The organism is Caballeronia sp. Sq4a (assembly GCF_023170545.1).
GTDB lineage: Bacteria > Pseudomonadota > Gammaproteobacteria > Burkholderiales > Burkholderiaceae > Caballeronia.
In genome coordinates this window covers 572,251-592,600 of the sequence record NZ_CP084250.1, presented here as the reverse complement: position 1 = coordinate 592,600, position 20,350 = coordinate 572,251, and the positions used below count along the sequence as shown (strand labels likewise).

At 64.0% G+C, this 20,350-nt stretch carries 17 protein-coding genes and 1 pseudogene; 13 read left to right on the top strand and 5 right to left on the bottom strand.

Translation table 11 applies throughout. The features are described 5' to 3' along the window. Window positions 1-3 precede the first annotated feature (3 nt). Both LDZ24_RS02720 and dut read left to right on the top strand, forming a co-directional pair. Window positions 4-1,011, top strand: a complete 1,008-nt coding sequence (locus LDZ24_RS02720) for an LLM class flavin-dependent oxidoreductase (RefSeq protein ID WP_248321426.1) — start codon at window positions 4-6, stop codon at window positions 1,009-1,011. Between the two features lie 2 nt (window positions 1,012-1,013). Next, entirely contained in the window at window positions 1,014-1,460 is a 447-nt protein-coding gene (gene dut, locus LDZ24_RS02715; protein WP_175939640.1) for a dUTP diphosphatase, read from the top strand. A gap of 71 nt (window positions 1,461-1,531) precedes the next feature. On the opposite strand, the gene clpA is transcribed toward dut, so the two are convergent. Together clpA and clpS are read right to left on the bottom strand one after the other, a co-directional pair. Continuing rightward, a complete protein-coding gene (gene clpA, locus LDZ24_RS02710; protein WP_175939639.1) occupies window positions 1,532-3,835 on the bottom strand; it encodes an ATP-dependent Clp protease ATP-binding subunit ClpA in 2,304 nt (767 codons plus the stop codon). Continuing rightward, complete coding sequence (clpS, locus tag LDZ24_RS02705) at window positions 3,832-4,146, bottom strand: ATP-dependent Clp protease adapter ClpS (RefSeq protein ID WP_008351199.1); 315 nt, start codon at window positions 4,144-4,146, stop codon at window positions 3,832-3,834. The genes clpA and clpS overlap by 4 nt, the downstream gene beginning before the upstream one ends. Window positions 4,147-4,660: 514 nt before the next feature. On the opposite strand from clpS, the gene LDZ24_RS02700 reads away from it, so the two are divergent. Further along, the gene (locus LDZ24_RS02700) at window positions 4,661-4,867 is read left to right on the top strand and encodes a cold-shock protein (protein ID WP_175939638.1); all 207 of its coding nucleotides are present in this window, start codon (window positions 4,661-4,663) and stop codon (window positions 4,865-4,867) included. Between the two features lie 91 nt (window positions 4,868-4,958). On the opposite strand, the gene icd is transcribed toward LDZ24_RS02700, so the two are convergent. After that, window positions 4,959-6,215, bottom strand: a complete 1,257-nt coding sequence (gene icd / locus LDZ24_RS02695; protein ID WP_248321424.1) for an NADP-dependent isocitrate dehydrogenase — start codon at window positions 6,213-6,215, stop codon at window positions 4,959-4,961. Between the two features lie 220 nt (window positions 6,216-6,435). Here icd and LDZ24_RS02690 point away from each other — a divergent pair, with 220 nt between their 5' ends. The 10 genes and pseudogenes from LDZ24_RS02690 (at window position 6,436) to LDZ24_RS02645 (ending at window position 17,595) form a co-directional block, all read left to right on the top strand. Next, window positions 6,436-7,011, top strand: a complete 576-nt coding sequence (locus LDZ24_RS02690) for a pseudouridine synthase (RefSeq protein WP_248321422.1) — start codon at window positions 6,436-6,438, stop codon at window positions 7,009-7,011. A 347-nt stretch (window positions 7,012-7,358) separates the two neighbouring features. Next, a complete protein-coding gene (locus LDZ24_RS02685) occupies window positions 7,359-7,577 on the top strand; it encodes a hypothetical protein (RefSeq protein ID WP_248321421.1) in 219 nt (72 codons plus the stop codon). 333 nt (window positions 7,578-7,910) lie between these two features. Then, the gene (locus LDZ24_RS02680) at window positions 7,911-8,381 is read left to right on the top strand and encodes a DUF192 domain-containing protein (RefSeq protein ID WP_371747403.1); all 471 of its coding nucleotides are present in this window, start codon (window positions 7,911-7,913) and stop codon (window positions 8,379-8,381) included. 325 nt (window positions 8,382-8,706) lie between these two features. Further along, window positions 8,707-10,812 (top strand): elongation factor G, encoded by a 2,106-nt coding sequence (gene fusA, locus LDZ24_RS02675; RefSeq protein ID WP_248321419.1) that lies wholly within the window; start codon window positions 8,707-8,709, stop codon window positions 10,810-10,812. 102 nt (window positions 10,813-10,914) lie between these two features. Beyond that, a complete protein-coding gene (locus tag LDZ24_RS02670; protein WP_248321417.1) occupies window positions 10,915-11,394 on the top strand; it encodes a cupin domain-containing protein in 480 nt (159 codons plus the stop codon). A gap of 113 nt (window positions 11,395-11,507) precedes the next feature. Continuing rightward, the gene (locus LDZ24_RS02665) at window positions 11,508-13,169 is read left to right on the top strand and encodes an ABC transporter substrate-binding protein (RefSeq protein ID WP_248321415.1); all 1,662 of its coding nucleotides are present in this window, start codon (window positions 11,508-11,510) and stop codon (window positions 13,167-13,169) included. Next, window positions 13,166-14,185 carry an ABC transporter permease gene (locus tag LDZ24_RS02660; RefSeq protein WP_371747379.1) on the top strand — a complete coding sequence of 340 codons (1,020 nt, stop codon included), beginning with the start codon at window positions 13,166-13,168 and terminating at the stop codon, window positions 14,183-14,185. The genes LDZ24_RS02665 and LDZ24_RS02660 overlap by 4 nt, the downstream gene beginning before the upstream one ends. Continuing rightward, on the top strand, window positions 14,182-15,033 hold the full coding sequence (locus LDZ24_RS02655; RefSeq protein ID WP_248321413.1) for an ABC transporter permease: 852 nt from the start codon (window positions 14,182-14,184) through the stop codon (window positions 15,031-15,033). The genes LDZ24_RS02660 and LDZ24_RS02655 overlap by 4 nt, the downstream gene beginning before the upstream one ends. After that, window positions 15,030-17,111 (top strand): ABC transporter ATP-binding protein, encoded by a 2,082-nt coding sequence (locus tag LDZ24_RS02650; protein ID WP_248321411.1) that lies wholly within the window; start codon window positions 15,030-15,032, stop codon window positions 17,109-17,111. Before LDZ24_RS02655 ends, LDZ24_RS02650 begins: the two co-directional genes overlap by 4 nt. 76 nt (window positions 17,112-17,187) lie before the next feature. Next, window positions 17,188-17,595, top strand: a pseudogene (locus LDZ24_RS02645) (hypothetical protein). Window positions 17,596-17,734: 139 nt separating this feature from the next. Here the strand turns inward: LDZ24_RS02645 and LDZ24_RS02640 are convergent. Then, complete coding sequence (locus tag LDZ24_RS02640) at window positions 17,735-18,580, bottom strand: aldo/keto reductase (protein ID WP_248321409.1); 846 nt, start codon at window positions 18,578-18,580, stop codon at window positions 17,735-17,737. 78 nt (window positions 18,581-18,658) lie between these two features. Beyond that, window positions 18,659-20,347, bottom strand: coding sequence for an aspartate-alanine antiporter (gene aspT, locus LDZ24_RS02635; protein ID WP_248321407.1), 1,689 nt, complete (start codon window positions 20,345-20,347; stop codon window positions 18,659-18,661). Window positions 20,348-20,350 lie beyond the last annotated feature (3 nt).

The following is a 20,350-nucleotide window of genomic DNA, read 5'->3' as shown; positions in this document are numbered from 1 at the left end:
GACATGACGAAGTTATCCGTTCTCGACCAGACGCCGGTCATCCACGGCCACACGACGGCGGACGCCATCGCCGCGACGCTGGACCTCGCGCAACTCGCCGACGATCTCGGCTACACGCGCTACTGGTGCGCGGAGCATCACGGGCTGTACGGCGTGTCGAACCCGTGCCCGGAAGTAATGCTCGCGCGTATCGGCAGTCTGACGAAGCGCATTCGCATCGGCTCGGGCGGCGTCATGCTGCCGTACTACAGCCCGTTCAAGGTCGCCGAGCAGTTCCTTATGCTGGAGGCGCTGTTCCCGAATCGCGTCGATCTGGGCGTCGGCCGCGCGCCGGGCGGTGACATGCGCACCGCGCAGGCGGTGGCCGCCGGTTCCTACAATCGCGGCGATATCTTTCCGCAGCAAGTGGCGGAACTCATCGCGCTCTTCGACGGCAAGATTGCCGACGATTCGCTCGCCAAAGGCGTGCTGCTGCAACCGCAGATCGACACGCGCCCCGAACTATGGATGCTCGGATCGAGCGATTTCGGTGGTCTGCTCGCCGCGCAACTCGGCATTCGCTTCGCGTTCGCGCATTTCATCAACGCGCACATGGGGCATCACGTGGCCGAGGCGTATCGCGAGCGGTTCGTCGCGGGTCACGAAGAGAAGCCGTATCTCGCGGCGGCAGTCTTCGCAATCTGCGCCGATACCGAAGACGAAGCCGAGGCGCTGGAAAAGGCCGTCGATCTGCGTCGCGTGCAGATGGCGTATGGCCTGAACCAGCCGATTCCGTCGATCGCGCAGGGCGTCGCGCAGCAATACGGCGAGCGCGAGCGCGCGGTGATCGCGCATGAGAAGGCGCGCAGCATCATCGGCACGCCGGAGCGCGTCACCGAAAAACTCCACGCGCTGCAAGAACAATTCGACGCCGACGAACTGATCGTCCTGACGGTCGCCGGCAGCTACGCCGCACGCATGCGGTCCTATCAACTCCTCGCCGACGCGTTCGCGCTCGGCCGTTCAGCCTGACCATGAAACTCGACGTCAAGATTCTCGACGCGCGTATGCGCGATTTTCTGCCCGCTTATGCTACGCCCGGCAGCGCCGGCCTGGACCTGCGCGCGTGTCTGGATGCGCCGCTCGTCATCGAGCCGCATCAGACGGTGCTCGTGCCCACCGGCCTCGCCATTCACCTCGCCGATCCCGGCTATGCGGCGCTCATTCTGCCGCGCTCCGGCCTCGGCCATAAGCACGGCATCGTGCTGGGCAATCTGGTTGGCCTGATCGATTCGGATTATCAAGGGCAACTGATGGTCTCGACGTGGAATCGCGGCGACACCGCGTTCACGCTCAATCCGATGGAACGGCTCGCGCAACTGGTCATCGTGCCGGTGGTGCAGGCGCAGTTCAATATCGTCGATGACTTCGAGGCGAGCGAACGCGGCGCGGGCGGATTCGGCAGCACGGGCAAGCACTGAGCTTTCTCGGGACGAAAAAAAACGGCGCGTTCGTCAAGAACGCGCCGTTTTTCTTTGAGGCTAACTCACGATCAGTCGACTTCGATCGCTTCCGGATTCGGATTACGCGGCGGCGCCGAGTTCTCGTCGAACGTCAGCTGCACCTTGTCTTCCGCATCGACGTCCACGGTCACGCGGCCGCCGTTGAGCAGCTTGCCGAAGAGCAACTCGTCGGCGAGCGCGCGGCGAATCGTGTCCTGAATCAGACGCTGCATCGGACGCGCGCCCATCAGCGGATCGAAACCGTGCTTCGCCAGGTGCTTCCTCAGCGCATCCGTGAACACCGCATCGACCTTCTTCTCGTGCAGCTGATCTTCCAGTTGCATGAGGAACTTGTCGACCACGCGCAGGATGATTTCCTCGTCCAGCGAGCGGAAGCTGATGATCGCATCCAGGCGGTTGCGGAACTCCGGCGTGAACATGCGCTTGATGTCGGCCATTTCATCGCCCGACTCACGGCGCGACGTGAAGCCGATCACCGCCTTGCCCATCGCCTCGGCGCCCGCGTTCGTCGTCATGATGATGATGACGTTGCGGAAATCCGCCTTGCGCCCGTTGTTATCCGTCAGCGTGCCGTGGTCCATCACCTGCAAGAGCACGTTGTAGATGTCCGGGTGCGCCTTCTCGATTTCGTCCAGCAGCAGCACGCAATGCGGCTTCTTCGTGACGGCCTCGGTCAGCAGACCGCCCTGATCGAAACCGACGTAACCCGGCGGTGCGCCGATCAGCCGGCTCACCGCATGGCGCTCCATGTATTCCGACATGTCGAAGCGCAGCAATTCGATGCCGAGCGTGAACGCGAGCTGCTTCGCCACTTCCGTCTTGCCGACGCCCGTGGGGCCGGAGAACAGAAACGCACCGATCGGCTTGTCCGTCTTGCCGAGACCCGCGCGCGCCATCTTGATCGACGCCGACAGCGCGTCGATGGCCGGATCCTGACCGAACACGACGGCCTTCAGATCGCGGTCCAGCGTCTGCAGCTTGCTGCGGTCGTCCTGCGACACGCTTTGCGCCGGCACGCGCGCGATCTTCGAAATGATCTCTTCGATCTCGCTCTTGCCGATGGTCTTCTTCTGCTTCGACTTCGGCAGAATGCGTTGCGCCGCGCCCGCTTCGTCGATCACGTCGATCGCCTTGTCCGGCAGATGACGGTCCGTGATGAAGCGCGCCGACAGTTCAGCCGCCGCCGAGAGCGCACCCGACGAATACTTCACGCCGTGGTGTTCCTCGAAGCGCGACTTGAGACCGCGCAGAATCGCGACCGTCTGCTCGACGGAAGGCTCGGTGACATCCACCTTCTGGAAGCGCCGCGACAGCGCCGCGTCCTTCTCGAAGATGCCGCGATATTCCGTGAACGTCGTCGCGCCGATGCACTTCAACTGCCCCGACGACAACGCCGGCTTCAGCAGGTTCGAAGCGTCGAGCGTGCCGCCCGATGCCGCGCCCGCGCCGATCAGCGTGTGGATCTCGTCGATGAACAGAATGGCGTGCGGACGCTCCTTCAGTTCCTTCAGCACCGTCTTGAGACGCTGCTCGAAATCGCCGCGATACTTCGTGCCCGCGAGCAACGCGCCCATGTCGAGCGAGTAGACCTGCGCATCCGCGAGGATGTCCGGCACTTCGCCGCGCGTGATGCGCCAGGCGAGACCTTCGGCGATGGCCGTCTTGCCGACGCCCGCTTCGCCCACGAGCAGCGGATTGTTCTTGCGGCGGCGGCAGAGCACCTGCACCACGCGCTCGACTTCCAGCTCGCGGCCGATCAAAGGATCAATCTTGCCGTCCTTCGCCTGCTGGTTCAGGTTCTGCGTGAACTGCGCGAGCGGCGTTTCCTTCTGCGCGGCGGCGTCTTCCGATTCCGGATTCGCTTCGCTGTTCGCCTTCGCGGCGTCGCCGCTGTTCGTCTTCGCGATGCCGTGCGAAATGAAATTCACGACATCCAGACGCGTCACGCCCTGCTGCTGCAGGTAGTAGACCGCGTGCGAGTCCTTCTCGCCGAAGATCGCGACGAGCACGTTCGCGCCCGTCACTTCCTTCTTGCCGTTCGAAGTCGATTGCACATGCATGATCGCGCGCTGAATCACGCGCTGGAAACCAAGCGTCGGCTGGGTATCGACGTCGTCCGTGCCGGGCACGGTCGGCGTGTTGTCATGAATGAAATTGCGCAGGTTCTGACGCAAATCCTCGATATTTGCTGCGCAGGCGCGCAGCACTTCAGCCGCGGTCGGATTGTCCAACAAGGCCAGTAAAAGATGCTCGACCGTTATGAACTCGTGCCGCGCCTGACGTGCTTCCATAAACGCCATGTGCAGACTGACTTCCAGTTCCTGGGCAATCATGCTTCCTCCATCACGCACTGCAGCGGATGCCCCGCTTGCCGTGCATGGCTAACGACTTGCTCAACTTTGGTCGACGCAATATCCCGCGTATAGACCCCACAAACTCCCCTGCCCTCGCGATGAACCTTCAGCATGATCTGCGTCGCAGTCTCACGATCTTTATTGAAGTATTCCTGCACGATCATCACGACGAATTCCATCGGCGTGAAGTCGTCATTCAGCAGCACCACCTTGTACATCGCCGGCTTTTTGAGCTTCTGCTCCTGCCGCTCGAGTACCGTGCCATCCTGCTTGTTGGGATTTATCGCCATACACCCATTCTAAACAACACGGACGCCTTCGCAATTGCCGCTCCAGCACTGGCCGCACGGCCCTATGGTATGGCTGGAAAACACGCGTCGCGCAGCGACCGTCCATCGAATCCTGCCGGCGCCCAACCTTCGGCGCGGCCCGCTTGCACCTCGTCGAATCCAGTATCGCACAGCTTCAAAAAAAACGAACTGCACGACGGTGGCGCGCTGCCGGCGTATCACACAAGTGAGACGATTATGCGACTTTTCAAGATGCCTTGCTTGGACGGCGGCGCACATGCGAAAGCAGGAATTACCCTACGAATGTGGACTTTGCAACGAGCTTATCGGCCATCCCAAAAATTCCTTGACACTCGATTTAAGAGATTTAACAATCAAACTGGCACTTTTTTCCGGGGGCATCGGGCAAAAAAGGCCGAGGGGAGCAGTGAGGAGGGGGCGGTTCGCTGTGGGGTGGGCCGTCGAGCTTTTCGAGCGTGCTCTGGTTGCGACGAGAGTTAGAGGGGAAGTACGAATGTCTACTGGTACGGTCAAGTGGTTCAATGACGCGAAAGGCTACGGATTCATCACGCCCGACGAAGGCGGCGAGGATCTGTTCGCACATTTCTCGGCGATTCAGATGAACGGTTTCAAGACGCTCAAGGAAGGCCAAAAGGTCACTTTCGAGATCGTCCAGGGGCCGAAGGGCAAGCAGGCATCGAACATCCAGGACGCAGCCTGACCGTTCGGGTGCCATGAGCCCGTAAAACCCGGCTTCGCGCCGGGTTTTTTTATGCTTGCTCGACCGTAGAATGCGCGCCGCCAGCGCGACGTCACATGTTCTCGATCATCACCTCGCCGAATCCCGAGCACGACACCTGCGTCGCGCCTTCCATCAGCCGCGCGAAGTCGTACGTGACGCGCTTCGAAAGAATCGACTGCTCCATCGACGCGATGATGCGATCCGCCGCCTCTGTCCAGCCGAGATGGCGCAGCATCATTTCGGCGGACAGAATTTCCGAGCCCGGGTTCACGTAATCCTTACCGGCGTACTTGGGCGCCGTGCCGTGCGTGGCCTCGAACATTGCAACGGAGTCCGACATGTTCGCGCCCGGCGCAATGCCGATGCCGCCGACCTGCGCCGCGAGCGCATCCGAGATGTAATCGCCGTTCAGGTTGAGCGTGGCGATCACGTCGTATTCGGCCGGACGCAGCAGGATCTGCTGAAGGAACGCATCGGCGATCACGTCTTTCACGACGACGTCCGCGCCCGTCTTCGGGTTCTTCACCTTCATCCACGGGCCGCCGTCGATCAGCTCGGCGTTGAACTCCTTCTGCGCGAGCGCGTAACCGTAGTCGCGGAACGCGCCTTCGGTGAACTTCATGATGTTGCCCTTGTGCACGAGCGTGACCGAGCGCCGGTTGTTGTCGATCGCATATTGAATCGCCTTGCGCACGAGCCGCTCCGTGCCTTCGCGCGACACCGGCTTGATGCCGAGCCCCGACGATTCCGGGAAGCGGATCTTCTTCACGCCCATTTCATCGCGCAGGAACGCGATCACCTTCTTCGCTTCCGCCGATTCGGCCGGCCATTCGATGCCCGCGTAGATATCTTCCGAGTTCTCGCGGAAGATCACCATGTCGACCTTGTCCGGCTCGCGTAGCGGCGACGGCACGCCCTTGAAGTAGCGCACCGGGCGCAGGCAGACATAGAGGTCGAGTTGCTGCCGAAGCGCAACATTCAGCGAACGGATGCCGCCGCCGACGGGCGTCGTGAGCGGCCCCTTGATCGAAACGACGTATTCCTTCACGACATCGAGCGTTTCGTCCGGCAGCCAGACGTCCGGACCGTAGACGCGCGTCGCCTTCTCGCCGGCGAAAATTTCCATCCACTGAATCTTGCGCTTGCCGCCGTAGGCCTTCTCGACCGCCGCATCCACCACCTTGAGCATGACCGGCGTGATATCGACGCCCGTGCCGTCGCCCTCGATGTACGGAATGATCGGCTGATCCGGAACGTTGAGCGAGAAATCCGCGTTGACGGTGATTTTTTCACCGCCCGCCGGAACCTGGATGTGCTGATACGACATGGTCGACTCCAATGAAGGCCGGACTTGAAGATTGGTTGCGCGGACGCTCGCTGCGCCAGCGCTTTCATTCTAGCCACGGCGGGCGGGCGGCAAGCCCCCTCGCCCGGCGTGGCAATGAGAGAAACGGATCGCGGTCCATTATGCATTAAGATGCCGCATTCACGCCCCGGCGCCCTGCCGCGCGGCGCGCACGCCTGCCACCTGTTCCGCTCGTCTGCCGATGCCGCTCATCGCTTTGAATAAACCGTTCGGCACGATCTGCCAGTTCTCCGCGCACGAAACGCGCGCGTCGCTCGGCGACTTCGTGACGCTGCCGGGCGTCTATCCGGCGGGCCGGCTCGATGCGGACAGCGAGGGCCTTCTCCTGCTCACCGACGACGGCGGGTTGCAGGCGCGCATCGCGGAGCCGCGCCACAAGCTCGTCAAGCGCTATTGGGCGCAGGTCGAAGGCGCGCCCGGCGACGATACGCTCGCGCGTCTCGCGAAAGGCGTCGATCTCGGCGATTACGTGACGCGGCCATGCAAGGCGGCCTTCGTCGCGGAGCACGACGCCGAACAGCTGTGGCCGCGCAATCCGCCGATCCGTTATCGCGCTGCCATCCCGACGACGTGGATCGAGCTCGCCATCACCGAAGGGAAGAACCGCCAGGTCCGGCGCATGACGGCAGCCGTCGGCTTTCCGACGCTGCGGCTCGTGCGCGTGTCGATCGGCGCGCTCGACGTGTTTTCGCTGCGACTTGCGCCCGGCGAAAGCGTCGAAGTGCCGGCGCAATCTCCGTGGAAGAGCGGGCGTTGAATCGGATTCACCTATCGCGCCAGGCGCTTGTGTGAAACGCGCGGATTAGCCGCGTACCTACCCGCGAAGATTTTTTGCATCTGAGCAGTGAATCGCTGCGAAATCGCGTCAACCGACTCTTTCGGCGACGCGTTAAGGGCCACAGATGCCGCACAAAGCTATCCGGCATGAACGAAACACCCTTTCGATTAACCTGTGTGCTCCAGGCTTTTTGAAAGGAACAAGCGTTCACAGCCGTATCGAGTTTTTGCCGATACGACTGTCAACCGAAAGGTGGATGGCTCGTTTACCGACATGACTCAATGACCGGGTCGTTTGGTTAATTAACTCAAGCTGAGGATTCACAAATGAACAAACTGATCGCTGCTCTCGTCGCTGGCCTGTTCGCAACGGCTGCATTCGCACAAGCTTCGGCTCCGGAAGCGGCTGCTCCGGCTGCTGCGTCGGCAACGGCATCGGCACCGGCTCACAAGGCTGCGAAGAAGCATTCGCACAAGAAGCATTCGCACAAGAAGTCGCACAAGGCTGCCGCTTCGGCACCGGAAGCTGCTTCCGCAGCTCAGTAAGTTCGTTGTAAGACGCGGTATAGCGAAGCTAAAAACGAGCATTACCGCCGTCTTCACGGCGTTAAAGGGCAGATCGCCGAATGGCAATCTGCCCTTTTGTTTTGCATCCGGCCTTTGCATCGTTTCGTATTTGCGCCGTGAGCTACATTCGCCGCCTTCGCCCGCGCTTTTTACATTCGCGTCGCGCTTCAAGTAACATGCGCGGGGCTGCTGTTTCTTTCTTAGCGCGGACGACCGATATTCAAGGAGCATCGTGTGAATTCGCTGTTGCTTTCTCTGCGCGCGTTGCGCGTGCCATTTCCGTTTGCTGAATCGATTCGCCGCGCGACTGTCATTCGACGACTTCGCACGCTCGTCATCGCGATTCTGCTGCCGTTCGCCGCGCTTTCGCTCGCGCACGCCCAGACGATGCCGCCCGGCGCGAAGCAGCCGTCGGAGTTTCCGCGCGCGAAGCTCACCGCCGGCATGTTCGTGATCGACGCCGCCGTGGCCGCCAACGACGCCGATCGCGAGCAGGGTCTCATGTATCGCACGCAGCTCGCCGCGAACGAAGGCATGCTCTTCGTCTTCGACGAGAACGCCGTGCATTGCTTCTGGATGAAGAACACGCTGATCCCGCTGTCGATCGCGTTCATTCGCGCGGACGGCACGATCACCGACATCGACGAAATGGATGCCGAGACCACGAATAACCATTGTCCGCGCAACAACGGCGTGTACGCGCTGGAGATGAGCAAGGGCTGGTTTACGGCGAAGGGAATCAAGCCCGGCATGAAAATCAAGGGTTTGCCGGGCGCGCAGTAAGCGTAAGTCTGGCAGAACGATAGAAACGGCGTGTCGCCTGACGCGCCGTTTTTTTTCGCCCTCGCGGGGGCGCGGCGGGACAATCCGAACCGTTCGTCGCAACGTTCGGCAGGGCTGGCAAGATTCCTGCAAGAAGCTGGTCTACGCGCTATCCTAAAAAGATTGCATGGGACGGCAGTAGAGGTTGAAACCCTGACTGCGGCCCACAGCTTTGCATGGGACCGCAGTAAGGGCTCAAGCCCTAACTGCGGTCGACAGCTTTGCATGGGACCGCAGTAAGGGCTGAAGCCCTAACTGCGGTCGACACACCACACAGGAGGTTCACGTGCCCCGCAAGACTCCCATCGAGCGCTATCGCAATATCGGTATTAGCGCCCACATCGATGCCGGCAAAACGACCACTACCGAACGCATCCTTTTCTACACCGGCGTGACGCACAAGATCGGCGAAGTGCACGACGGCGCGGCGACGATGGACTGGATGGAGCAGGAGCAGGAACGCGGCATCACGATCACGTCCGCCGCGACGACCGCCTTCTGGAAAGGCATGGCCGGCAATTATCCGGAACATCGCATCAACATCATCGATACGCCGGGACACGTCGACTTCACCATCGAAGTCGAGCGTTCCATGCGCGTGCTCGACGGCGCCTGCATGGTCTACGACTCGGTCGGCGGCGTCCAGCCGCAGTCCGAAACCGTGTGGCGTCAGGCGAACAAGTACAAGGTGCCGCGCATCGCGTTCGTCAACAAGATGGATCGCGTCGGCGCGGACTTTTTCCGCGTGCAGCGGCAGATCGGCGAGCGTCTGAAAGGCGTCGCGGTGCCGATCCAGATTCCGATCGGCGCGGAAGAGCACTTCCAGGGCGTCGTGGATCTCGTGAAGATGAAGGCGATCGTCTGGGACGACGAGAGCCAGGGCATCAAGTTCACGTACGAAGACATTCCCGACAATCTCAAGGACGTCGCGCATGAATGGCGCGAAAAGATGGTCGAGGCCGCGGCTGAATCGAGCGAAGAACTGCTCGAAAAGTATCTCGAAGACCACGAAAGCCTGACCGAGGAAGAGATCAAGACGGCGCTGAGAAAGCGCACCATCGCGAACGAAATCGTGCCGATGCTCTGCGGCAGCGCGTTCAAGAACAAGGGCGTGCAGGCGATGCTCGACGCGGTGATCGACTACCTGCCCTCGCCGGTGGATGTGCCCGCGATTCTCGGCCACACCGAAGACGACCAGGAAGCGGAGCGCCACCCGAGCGACGACGAGCCGTTCTCCGCGCTCGCGTTCAAGATCATGACCGACCCGTTCGTCGGCCAGCTGATCTTCTTCCGCGTGTATTCGGGCGTCGTGAATTCGGGCGATACGGTCTACAACCCGGTGAAGGAAAAGAAAGAGCGGCTCGGGCGCATCCTTCAGATGCACGCGAACGAACGCAAGGAAATCAAGGAAGTGCGCGCGGGCGATATCGCGGCGGCGGTCGGCCTGAAGGAAGCCACGACCGGCGACACGCTGTGCGATCCCGGCAACATCATCATCCTCGAACGGATGATCTTCCCGGAGCCGGTGATCTCGCAGGCCGTCGAGCCGAAGACGAAAGCCGACCAGGAGAAGATGGGCATCGCGCTCAATCGACTCGCGCAGGAAGACCCGTCGTTCCGCGTCACGACCGACGAGGAATCCGGGCAGACGATCATCTCCGGCATGGGCGAGCTGCACCTCGAAATTCTCGTCGACCGCATGAAGCGCGAGTTCGGCGTGGAGGCGACGGTCGGCAAGCCGCAGGTCGCGTATCGCGAGACCGTGCGAAACAAGGTGACGGATGTCGAAGGCAAGTTCGTCAAGCAGTCGGGCGGGCGCGGCCAGTACGGGCACGCCGTCATCACGCTGGAACCGGACCCGGGCAAGGGCTACGAGTTCGTCGACGCCATCAAGGGCGGCGTGATCCCGCGCGAGTACATTCCGGCGGTGGACAAGGGCATTCAGGAGTCGCTCAAGTCGGGCGTGCTAGCGGGCTATCCGGTCGTCGACACGAAGGTGACGCTGACCTTCGGCTCGTATCACGATGTCGACTCGAACGAAAACGCGTTCCGCATGGCTGGCTCGATGGCCTTCAAGGAAGCGATGCGCCGCGCGAAGCCCGTGCTGCTCGAACCGACGATGGCCGTCGAAGTGGAAACGCCCGAGGAATTCATGGGCAACGTGATGGGCGACTTGTCGAGCCGGCGCGGCATCGTGCAGGGCATGGAAGACATCGCGGGCGGCGGCGGCAAGATCGTGCGCGCCGAGGTGCCGCTTGCCGAGATGTTCGGCTACTCGACGTCGCTGCGCTCCCTGACGCAAGGCCGCGCGACCTACACGATGGAGTTCAAGCACTATGCCGAGACGCCGACCAACGTGTCGGAAGCGATCATCAACTCGAAGGGGAAATGATCGCCGCCCGGTTGAGGCGCTTCGCCGTGTAATATCGGAAGTCCGTTGCTCGCGCGGTGTCGGCGGCAACGGACTTTGTCTATCCGAGAGACCAGAGGCACCATGAGCGACGCACATCATATCGATTGGCGCGAGAACGGCGTCAAGGTCATCAAGGGCGATCAGCTCGACACCAACACGCCGCAGACGCCGGGCATGAACCGCGCGGCCGCCATCGACGCCGCGCGCGTCGGCGCGCAGAAGATCTGGGCGGGAACGGTCACCATTCATCCGAACGCGAAGACCGGCGCGCACCATCATGGCGCGCTCGAAAGCGTGATCTACATCGTGCGCGGCCAGGCGCGCATGCGCTGGGGCGAGCACCTCGAATTCACGGCGGAGGCCGGTCCGGGCGATTTCATCTTCGTGCCGCCGTACGTGCCGCATCAGGAAATCAACGCGAGCACAGACGAGCCGCTCGAATGCGTGCTCGTGCGCAGCGACAACGAAGCGGTCGTCGTGAATCTGAACATCGACGCGGTCGAAACGCCGGAAGAAGTCTTCTGGGTCGATCCAATCCACAAGCATCCGCACAAGCATTGAGGCGCCGCGCAATCAAGCGGCGCGTTACTTGCTTCCATGCCGAGTCGCGCTGAGTTCGCGTCACATCGGCGAAGCGCGCCGAACAACGACAACACGACAGGAAACGATCACCGATGAAGAAAGCATCGACGGACGCGCATCACCTGGAGCTTGCGCGCGGCAACGCGGGCGAGCTGGGCAATCACGCGATCGACGAGTTCATGGCCGGCCGCCTCACGCGGCGCGAACTGCTGCGGCACGCGAGCGTGCTCGGCTTCGCGCTGACCGCGGGCGGGCTCTTCGGCATGCCGACGGCGCGCGCGCAGGGCGCGGGCAAGCCCGGCGGCACGATCCGCGTCGCGCACATGACGCCAGCGGGCGCGGTCGATCCGCTGACCGTCACCGATGCGGCCGGTCTCGTGCTCATCAACCAGACGGGCGAATTCCTGATCGACGACGACAGCGAGACGCTCACGCTGCGCCCTGCCCTCGCGCTCTCGTGGTCGTCGAACGCAACGGGCGATGTCTGGACGTTCAAGCTGCGCCCGAACGTCAAGTTCCACGACGGCCAGCCGATGACCGCGAAGGACGTCGCGGCGACCTTCAACCGTCTGGCCGATCCGGGCGCGGGCTCGGCGGCGCTCTCGGTGCTGAAGGGCGTGCTGTCGAAGGATTCGGCGAAAGCGGTCGACGACCACACCGTCGAGTTCCATCTCGACGCGCCGAACGGCAATTTCCCGTACTACGTTTCCTCCGACAACTACAACGCGGTGATTCTGCCCGCGAACTTCAGCGGCCCGTACGAGAAGTCGTTCATGGGAACGGGCGCGCTGAAGCTGGAGAAGTACACGCCGAAGGTCGGCGCGTCGTTCGTGCGCAATCCGGACTACTGGGGCGACAAGTCGCTGCCCGACCGAGTGCAGTTCTCGTTCTACGCCGACCAGCAGGCGCAACTCCTCGCGATGCAAGGACGCCAGGCCGACGTGATGGGCGACTTCACCGTGCAGGGCGGCGTCTCGATGCTGTCGAACCCGCAGTTCAAGGTGCTGGGCGCGAAGTCGAGCTCGCATCGGCAGATCCACATGCGCTGCGACATGGGCGCGTTCAAGGACAAGCGCGTGCGTCAGGCGCTCGCGCTCGCGATCAATCGCGAAGTCATCGTGAAGGGCCTGTTTCGCGGGCGCGCGGTGGTCGGCAACGACAGCCCGTTCGCGCCGGTCTTCCCGTCGAGCGATCTCACCGTGCCGCAGCGGCATCTCGACATCGCGAAAGCGAAGCAACTGATGAGCGAAGCGGGCGTGGCCAACGGCTTCGACATCACGCTCACGACCGAGAAGTACATGGAGATTCCCGATCTTGCCGTGGTCGTGCAGAACGCGGCGAAGGCAATCGGCATTCGCATCGCGCTGAAGGTGGAGAGCCAGGATCTGTATTACGGCTCGGGCACGTTCGGCAAGTCGGACTGGCTGGATTCGCCGCTTGGCATCACGGACTACGGACATCGCGGCGTGCCGAACGTGTTTCTCAATGCGCCGCTCACGAGCAGCGGCACGTGGAACGCGGCGCACTTCAAGAACGCGGACTACGACAAACTCGTCGCGCAGTTCGTCGCGGCGCTCGACGTCGCCTCGCAGAAGAAGCTCTCCGGCCAGATTCAGCGCCTTCTGCTCGACGAAACGCCCGTCGTGATCCCGTACTTCTACGACCAGTTGATCGTCACGCGCGCGAACGTGTCGGGCGTGCGCTTCAACGCCATTTCGCAGATGTGGTTCGACCGCGCGACGGTGGCCGCTTGAGCACGATCACGTCACCGGCGGGAATCGGCGGCAAGCGCAACGGCACGGCGAAGGCGCGGCGCGTGCTGCGCTTCGTCGGCGTGCGCGTGCTGCTCGCGCTCGTCACGCTGTGGCTTCTGTCGATGATCGTGTTCGCGGGCGGACAGCTCTTGCCCGGCGACGTGGGCCGCGCCATTCTCGGCCCGCTCGCCGATGCGCGCGCCGTCGCGGCGCTCAATCATCAACTGGGCGTGGACCGGCCGCTTCTCACGCAATACACCGGCTGGATCACGCATTTTCTGCGCGGCGACATGGGCGAGTCCTACGCGTTTCGCGCGCCGGTTGCGCCGTTCATCGGCGGAGCGCTGTGGAATTCGGCGAAGCTCGGCGCGCTCGCGTTCGTGGTCGTGGTGCCGCTCGGCATCGCGGGCGGCGTGTACGCAGCGCTGCACGCGGGGCGCTGGATCGACCGGTTCATCAGCATCGGCGGACTTACGGCGACGGTCGTGCCGGAGTTCGTGTCGTCCATCGTGCTGATTCTGATTTTCGGCGTGTGGCTGCAATGGCTGCCGATCGAGGCGAGCGCGCCGGCCAACGCGAGCGCGCTCGTGCAACTGAAGCATCTGATTCTGCCGGTGCTGCCGCTCGTCTTCGTGTTCTTCGGCTATATCGCGCGGATGGCGCGCGCAGGCACGGTCGAGGCGCTCGACGCCGACTACACGCGCACCGCGATTCTCAAGGGCTTGCCGCGCCGCGTCGTGATCATGCGGCACGTGCTGCGCAATGCGCTTCTGCCGACGGTCACGGTCGCCGCAACGCAGCTCGGCTACATGATCGGCGGGCTCGTCGTCGTGGAGACGCTGTTTCACTATCAGGGCATCGGCTCGCTCATCTACAACGCCGCGAAAGCGAAGGACTTTCCGATGCTCGAAGCCGGCGTGCTGACCATCGGCGTGATCTACACGGCGGCGAATCTGATCGCGGATGCGCTCTATGTCGTGCTCAATCCGCGCCTTCGCACCGGAGGCGCGCGATGAGCACGGTCGCTGCCGTCAAACCGAAGCGGTTCGACGCCCTCGGCGCGCTGGCGCGTTCGGCCACGTTCGACGTCGGCGTGCTGATCCTGCTCTTCTGGGTTGCGTGCGCGCTGTTCGGGCACTGGCTCACGCCGCAAGACCCGTATGCCTCCGATCCGTTGAACTCGCTCACCGCGCCTTCCGCGGAACACTGGTTCGGCACGGACCAACTCGGCCGCGACGTGTTCGCCCGCGTGATCGTCGGCTCGCGCGACATTCTCACCATTGCGCCTTTAGCGACGCTGCTCGGCACGGCGGCGGGCACGGCGCTCGGGCTCGTGGTCGGCTATTTCGGCGGCTGGGTGGACGCCGTGGTCGGCCGCGCGATCGACGCGCTGCTCGCGTTGCCGCTCGTGATCGTGGCGCTGCTCGCGCTCGCCGCGGTCGGCGCGAGCAACACGACGGTGATTCTGGTCATCGGCCTCACCTTCGCGCCGATCACCGCGCGCACGGTCCGCGCGGCCGTGCTCGGCGAGCGGCATCTCGACTATGTGCTCGCGGCGCAACTGCGCGGCGAGAACGCGTTCTACATCATGTTCGCGGAGATTCTGCCGAACGTGCTCCCGCCGATCATCGTGGAAGCGACGGTGCGCCTCGGCTACGCGATCTTCGCGGTCGCGACGCTGTCGTTTCTCGGCTTCGGCATTCAGCCGCCTTCTGCCGATTGGGGCCTGGCGCTCTCAGAAAGTTACACGCTGATGGCGGGCGGCGCGTGGTGGACGGTCGTGTTCGACGCGGCGGCGATTGCATCGCTCGTCGTCGCCGTGAATCTCGTCGCGGATGCCGTGCAAGGAGTGCTCGACCGATGAACGGACCGCCGCCATCGGCCTTCCCCGCGTTCGGCGCGGCCAAAGGCAGCGAGACGGACGCGCTGACGGTCGTCGGCCTGACGGTCGCGTATCGCACGCGCTGGCACGACCGCGATGTCCTGCAAGACGTGACGCTGCGCGTGCGGCGCGGCGAGGCGTACGGGCTCGTCGGTGAATCGGGCTGCGGCAAATCGACGGCCGCGCTCGCGATCCTGCGCTATCTGCCGCGCAACGGCCGCGTGAAGGCGGGCCGCATCACGGTCGGCGGACACGACGTGGCGTCGCTGCCCGCCGAAGCGCTTCGCGTGCTGCGCGCCAACGCCGTGTCGATGGTCTATCAGGACCCGGGCCGCGCGCTCAATCCATCGCTGACGATCGCGCGTCAGGTGTCCGAAGCATTCGAAGCGGCGGGCGCCTCCGCCGACGACGCGCTCGCCCGCACCGTCGAGATGCTGCGCCGCGTGCGCATTGCGTCGCCGGAGCGGGTGATGGAGAGTTATCCGCATCAATTGTCGGGCGGCATGCAGCAGCGCGTCGTGATCGCGATGGCGCTCGCGTGCAATCCCGAACTGCTGATTCTCGACGAACCGACGACCGGGCTCGATGCCACCGTCGAAGCAGAAGTGCTCGACCTGATCGCCCAGTTGCGCGCGGAACTCGGCACGGCGGTGCTCTTCATCAGCCACAACCTCGCGGTGATCGGGCGCATGTGCGACCGCGTCGGCGTGCTGTACGCGGGGCGGCTCGTGGAAGAAGGCGCGACCGCCGACGTCTTCGCGAAGCCGCGTCATCCGTACACAGTCGGCCTCTTGCGCTGCCTGCCGACGAGCACGCGCACGAAGGACACCGGCCGGCTCGATACGATTCCCGGCTCGCTGCCGCTGCCGGGGACGGTTGCGCAAGGCTGCATTTTCGCGCCGCGCTGCAAGATGGCCGATGAACGCTGCGTGAAGGAAGCGCCGCCGCCGTATCGCGTGGCATCGCTTCACGGCGACCAGATGTCGCGCTGTCATTATCACGAGCGCGCGCACCTGTTGCCCCGCTCGACCGACGAAACGCCGCCGCCCGCGCCGCCGCGCGAGGACGCACCGCTCGCGCTGTCGGCCCGTCACGTGTCGAAGACCTTTCGTGTCGGCGATGAAGACGTGCGCGCCGTCCACGATGTCTCGCTCGATCTCGCGCAGGGCGAAACGCTCGGGCTCGTTGGCGAGTCGGGCAGCGGCAAGACGACGCTCGCGAAATTGCTGCTCGGCCTCGTCTCGCCGGATGAAGGCGCGACGCTCGAACTCGACGGCCAGCGCCTCGCCGAGCGCGTCACGCGGCGCAGCGGCGAGCAGGTCAAGTCGCTACAGATCGTGTTCCAGAATCCCGATTCGGCGCTGAACCGCGCGCATTCGGTGCGCAGGCTCATTGCGCGGTCGCTCGCGAAGCTCGGCGCGCTGCATGGCGAAGCGAAAGAGCGGCGGTTGCATACGCTGACCGAGGCGGTGCGGCTGCCCGAGCGTTATCTCGGCTCGCGCACGCGGCAACTGTCGGGCGGACTCAAGCAGCGCGTCGCGATTGCGCGCGCCTTCGCGGGCGATCCGCGCGTGGTCGTCTGCGACGAGCCGACTTCCGCGCTCGATGTCTCGGTGCAGGCCGCGATTTTGAATCTGCTCGCCGACTTGCAGCGCGAGCGGCGCGTGAGCTATGTGTTCATCTCGCACGATCTGCATGTGGTGCGCTATCTGTCGGACCGCATCGCCGTGCTGTATCTCGGGCGCATCATGGAAATCGGCCGCGCCGCCGATGTGTTCGACGGCCCGCAGCATCCGTACACGGAAGCGTTGCTGTCGTCGGCGCCATCGCTCGACGACGCGCACGCGGCGCATCAGCGCATCCGGCTGTCCGGCGAATTGCCGAGCGCGGCGAATCCGCCGTCGGGCTGTGTGTTTCACACGCGCTGTCCGCGCAAGGTCGGCGAGATTTGCGAGCGCGAGACGCCGCCCAGCCGCGATGCCGGAAATGGCCACGTCATCCATTGCCATATTCCGGTCGCCGAACTGCGAGCGCTGCGATCGCGCGAAAACGTGACCTGAAGCAAACGGTCGCCGGAACCAAAGCGCGCCGCTTCGCCTCTCAACGGTACACCGTTCATACAAGAGGATACCCACGATGAAACGCGCTCTCTCGCTCGCCGCTTCTCTCGCGCTTTGCGCAGCCACGGCCGCTCACGCGCAAACCGCGCCGACGCCCGGCGCATCGGATCCGAGCTTTTCCGCGTGGTCGCTCGCGCAGCAGTGCGGCCAGAAAGGCGACAACGCCGCGCAGGGACAATGCGTCGGCGCGGTGCGGGGCATCGTGCGCGGGTACCAGTAGGGCGTGCTGTTCTTGTCGCAACGCGCTTCCATGCCGGCGAACGAAACGCGGCGCGTGTCGCTGTGTTTGACGGATACGACGGTGTCGTCGATCGTCGATGATTTTCTTTCCGACGCGAAGCAGGTCAGCGAGGCGGATCTCAGGCGAACGCCGGCCGAAGTGGCGGTGCTCGGGTCGGTGCATGCGCATCATGCGTGTTCGTGATTAGGGGCGGTTAGCGGGCGCTGCTGGACGGCCCGCTGAGCCAGAAAGGCTTTTCACGCCTCATCGCAGCCAGCGAGCAATAGTCGGGATGACAGACTATTCTGCTCGCTGCTGTTCTTCAGCAACGGCGATATCGCCACTAAAGCATCTCCAACCCCCTCTTTCTCGTGGGCGGCCTGAACTCAGCATCGATCTGCGCCAACTCCTCCGCCGACAACCGCAAATCCGCCGCCGCGCGATTCTCCCGCACGTGCGCGACATCCGCGGCCTTCGGAATCGCGAACACCTCGGGCTGTTGCAGCACCCATGCAAGCGCCACCTGAAACGCCGACACGCCGCGCGCCGCCGCGACCTTCTCCAGCACGCCGCCGCGCGGCAGCCGCGCATGATCGACCGGGCTGTACGCCATCGCGGGCAGCCGGCGTTCGCGCAGCCACGGCAGCAAGTCGAACTCCGGCCCGCGTCGCGCGACGTTGTAGAGAATCTGATCCGTCGCGCAGGCATCGCCGCCATCGAGCGAGAAAAGCTCCTCCATGTCGTCGATGTCGAAATTACTCACGCCCCAATGACGAATCTTGCCGTCGCGCCGCAGCTTCTCGAAGCCCGCAACCACGCCCTGCAAGTCTTCGCCGCCGCGCCAGTGCAGCAAGTACAGATCGATGCGATCGGTCTTCAGCCGCTTGAGGCTCCGCTCACACGCCGCTTGCACGCCGCGCTCGCTGCCGTTATGCGGATACACCTTGCTCACGATAAACACGTCGTCGCGCACGTCCGATAGCGCCTCGGCGATGAGCTTCTCGCTCTCGCCGTCGCCGTACATCTCGGCGGTGTCGATGAGCGTCATCCCCAGTTCGACGCCTTCACGCAGCGCCGCGATCTCCGCCTTGCGCGCGTTCGGGCGCTCGCCCATTTCCCATGTGCCCTGACCGAGTTTCGGGATCGCTTCGCCGTCGGGCAGCGTGACGACGGGTAAGGTATTCGCCATGAAATGCCTCCTTGTTCGCCCGCCGATGATGGCGCAAGGAGCACGCCCGAGCCGCTACACCAACCGCTACACCAGCCCCTACACCAGCCCGACGACGAGCGGCCCGAGCAGCGTCAACAGCACGTTCGCGAGCGCATACGTCACCGCGAAGGCGGCCGTCGGCACCGGGCTTTCCGCCTTGTCGAGCACGCCGCCGAACGCCGGGTTCGCGCTGCGCGAACCGGACAGCGCGCCCGCGAACACCGCTGCGTTGTCGTAGCGCAGCACGTAGCGGCCAAAGAGCATCGTCAAGAGCAGCGGAAACAGCGTGACGAACACGCCGAGCAGGAAGATCGTGAGGCCGCTCTGCTTCACCGTGACGACGGCCTGCAAGCCCGAGTTCAGCCCGACCACCGCAACGAACGCCGCAAGGCCGAAGTCCTTCAGCAACTGCGACGCGGCAGGCGGCATGACGCCGTACATCGGATGCTTGCCGCGCATCCAGCCGAAGACGAGGCCCGCGAGCAGGCAGCCGCCGCCCGAGCCGAGCGTGATCGGAATGCCGCCCACGCGCACGACGACGAGCCCGAGCAACAGCCCGATCACGATGCCCACGCCCATATAGATGAAATCGGTCTTGTTGCTGTACGGCAGTTCGTAGCCGGCTGCGTCGACGGCGCGCTTCGTGTCCTGCGGCGAGCCGTAGAACGTGAGCACGTCGCCATGTTCGAGCCGCGTTTCCGGCAGCACGGGCAGCGGCATGCCGGCGCGCAAAATCGCCTGCAGATAGACGCCATGGCGCATCTCGCGGTCTACCGTCGCGCGCACGGCGGCGATCGTCGTGTGATTCATGCCGCGCCGCGCGAACACGCCCTGGCGCTTTTGCATCACGACGCTGATGCCGTCGCTGTCCGCGACTTCCTCGCCGATGTGCGACGCCGCGCCGGCCATCGCCTCGCGTCGCCCGACGACGAGCACGATATCGCCCGCTTCGAGCGTCGCGTCCGGGCGCGGTTCCAGCGCGTGGCCCGCGCGCCGCACGCGCTCGACGGTGATCAGATCCTGCTCCGCCATCTCGATCTGCGCGACCGTGCGTCCCGCCGCGCCTGCCGCCGTCACGCGATACGCGCGCCCGACGAGCGGCGGCAACGCAGAAACTTGCCCCGGCGCGGGACCGGCGTCGCCCGCAAGCGACTTCTCCGCCTCGATCGACGCGTCCTTCAGGCTCTGCCCCATGAATTTCGGCAGGATGTTCACGCACACGATGATGGCGCCCAGCGAGCCGAACACGTACGTCACCGCGTAGGCAATCGCCACGTCGCCCTGCAGCGCCTTCGTTTCGGCGGCGGGCAAGCCGAGCCGCGCGATGGCGTCGCCCGCCGTGCCGATGATCGCGGACTGCGTGAGCGCGCCGCCCGCCAGCCCCGCCGCGAGCCCTTTGTTGAGGCCGAACAGCTTCGCGCAGACGATCACCGTGACGAGCGCCGTCACGGCGAGAAAAACGGCCATCGCGATTTCGCGCAAGGTCTGCCGGTTCAGCGAGTTGAAGAACTGCGGCCCCGAGTCGTAGCCGACTGCATAGATGAACACGGCGAACATCACGGACTTCACGCCGTTGTCGATCTGCACGCCGACCTGGCTCACGACGACCGCGGCGATGAGCGAGCCGCCGACGCCGCCTAGCTGAAACTTGCCGAAGTTGATCTGGCCGATCAGATAGCCCGCCGCGAGCGACAGAAACAGCGCCGTTTCGGGTGACTTCGCGAAAATCGCGTGGAGCCAGTCCATTGA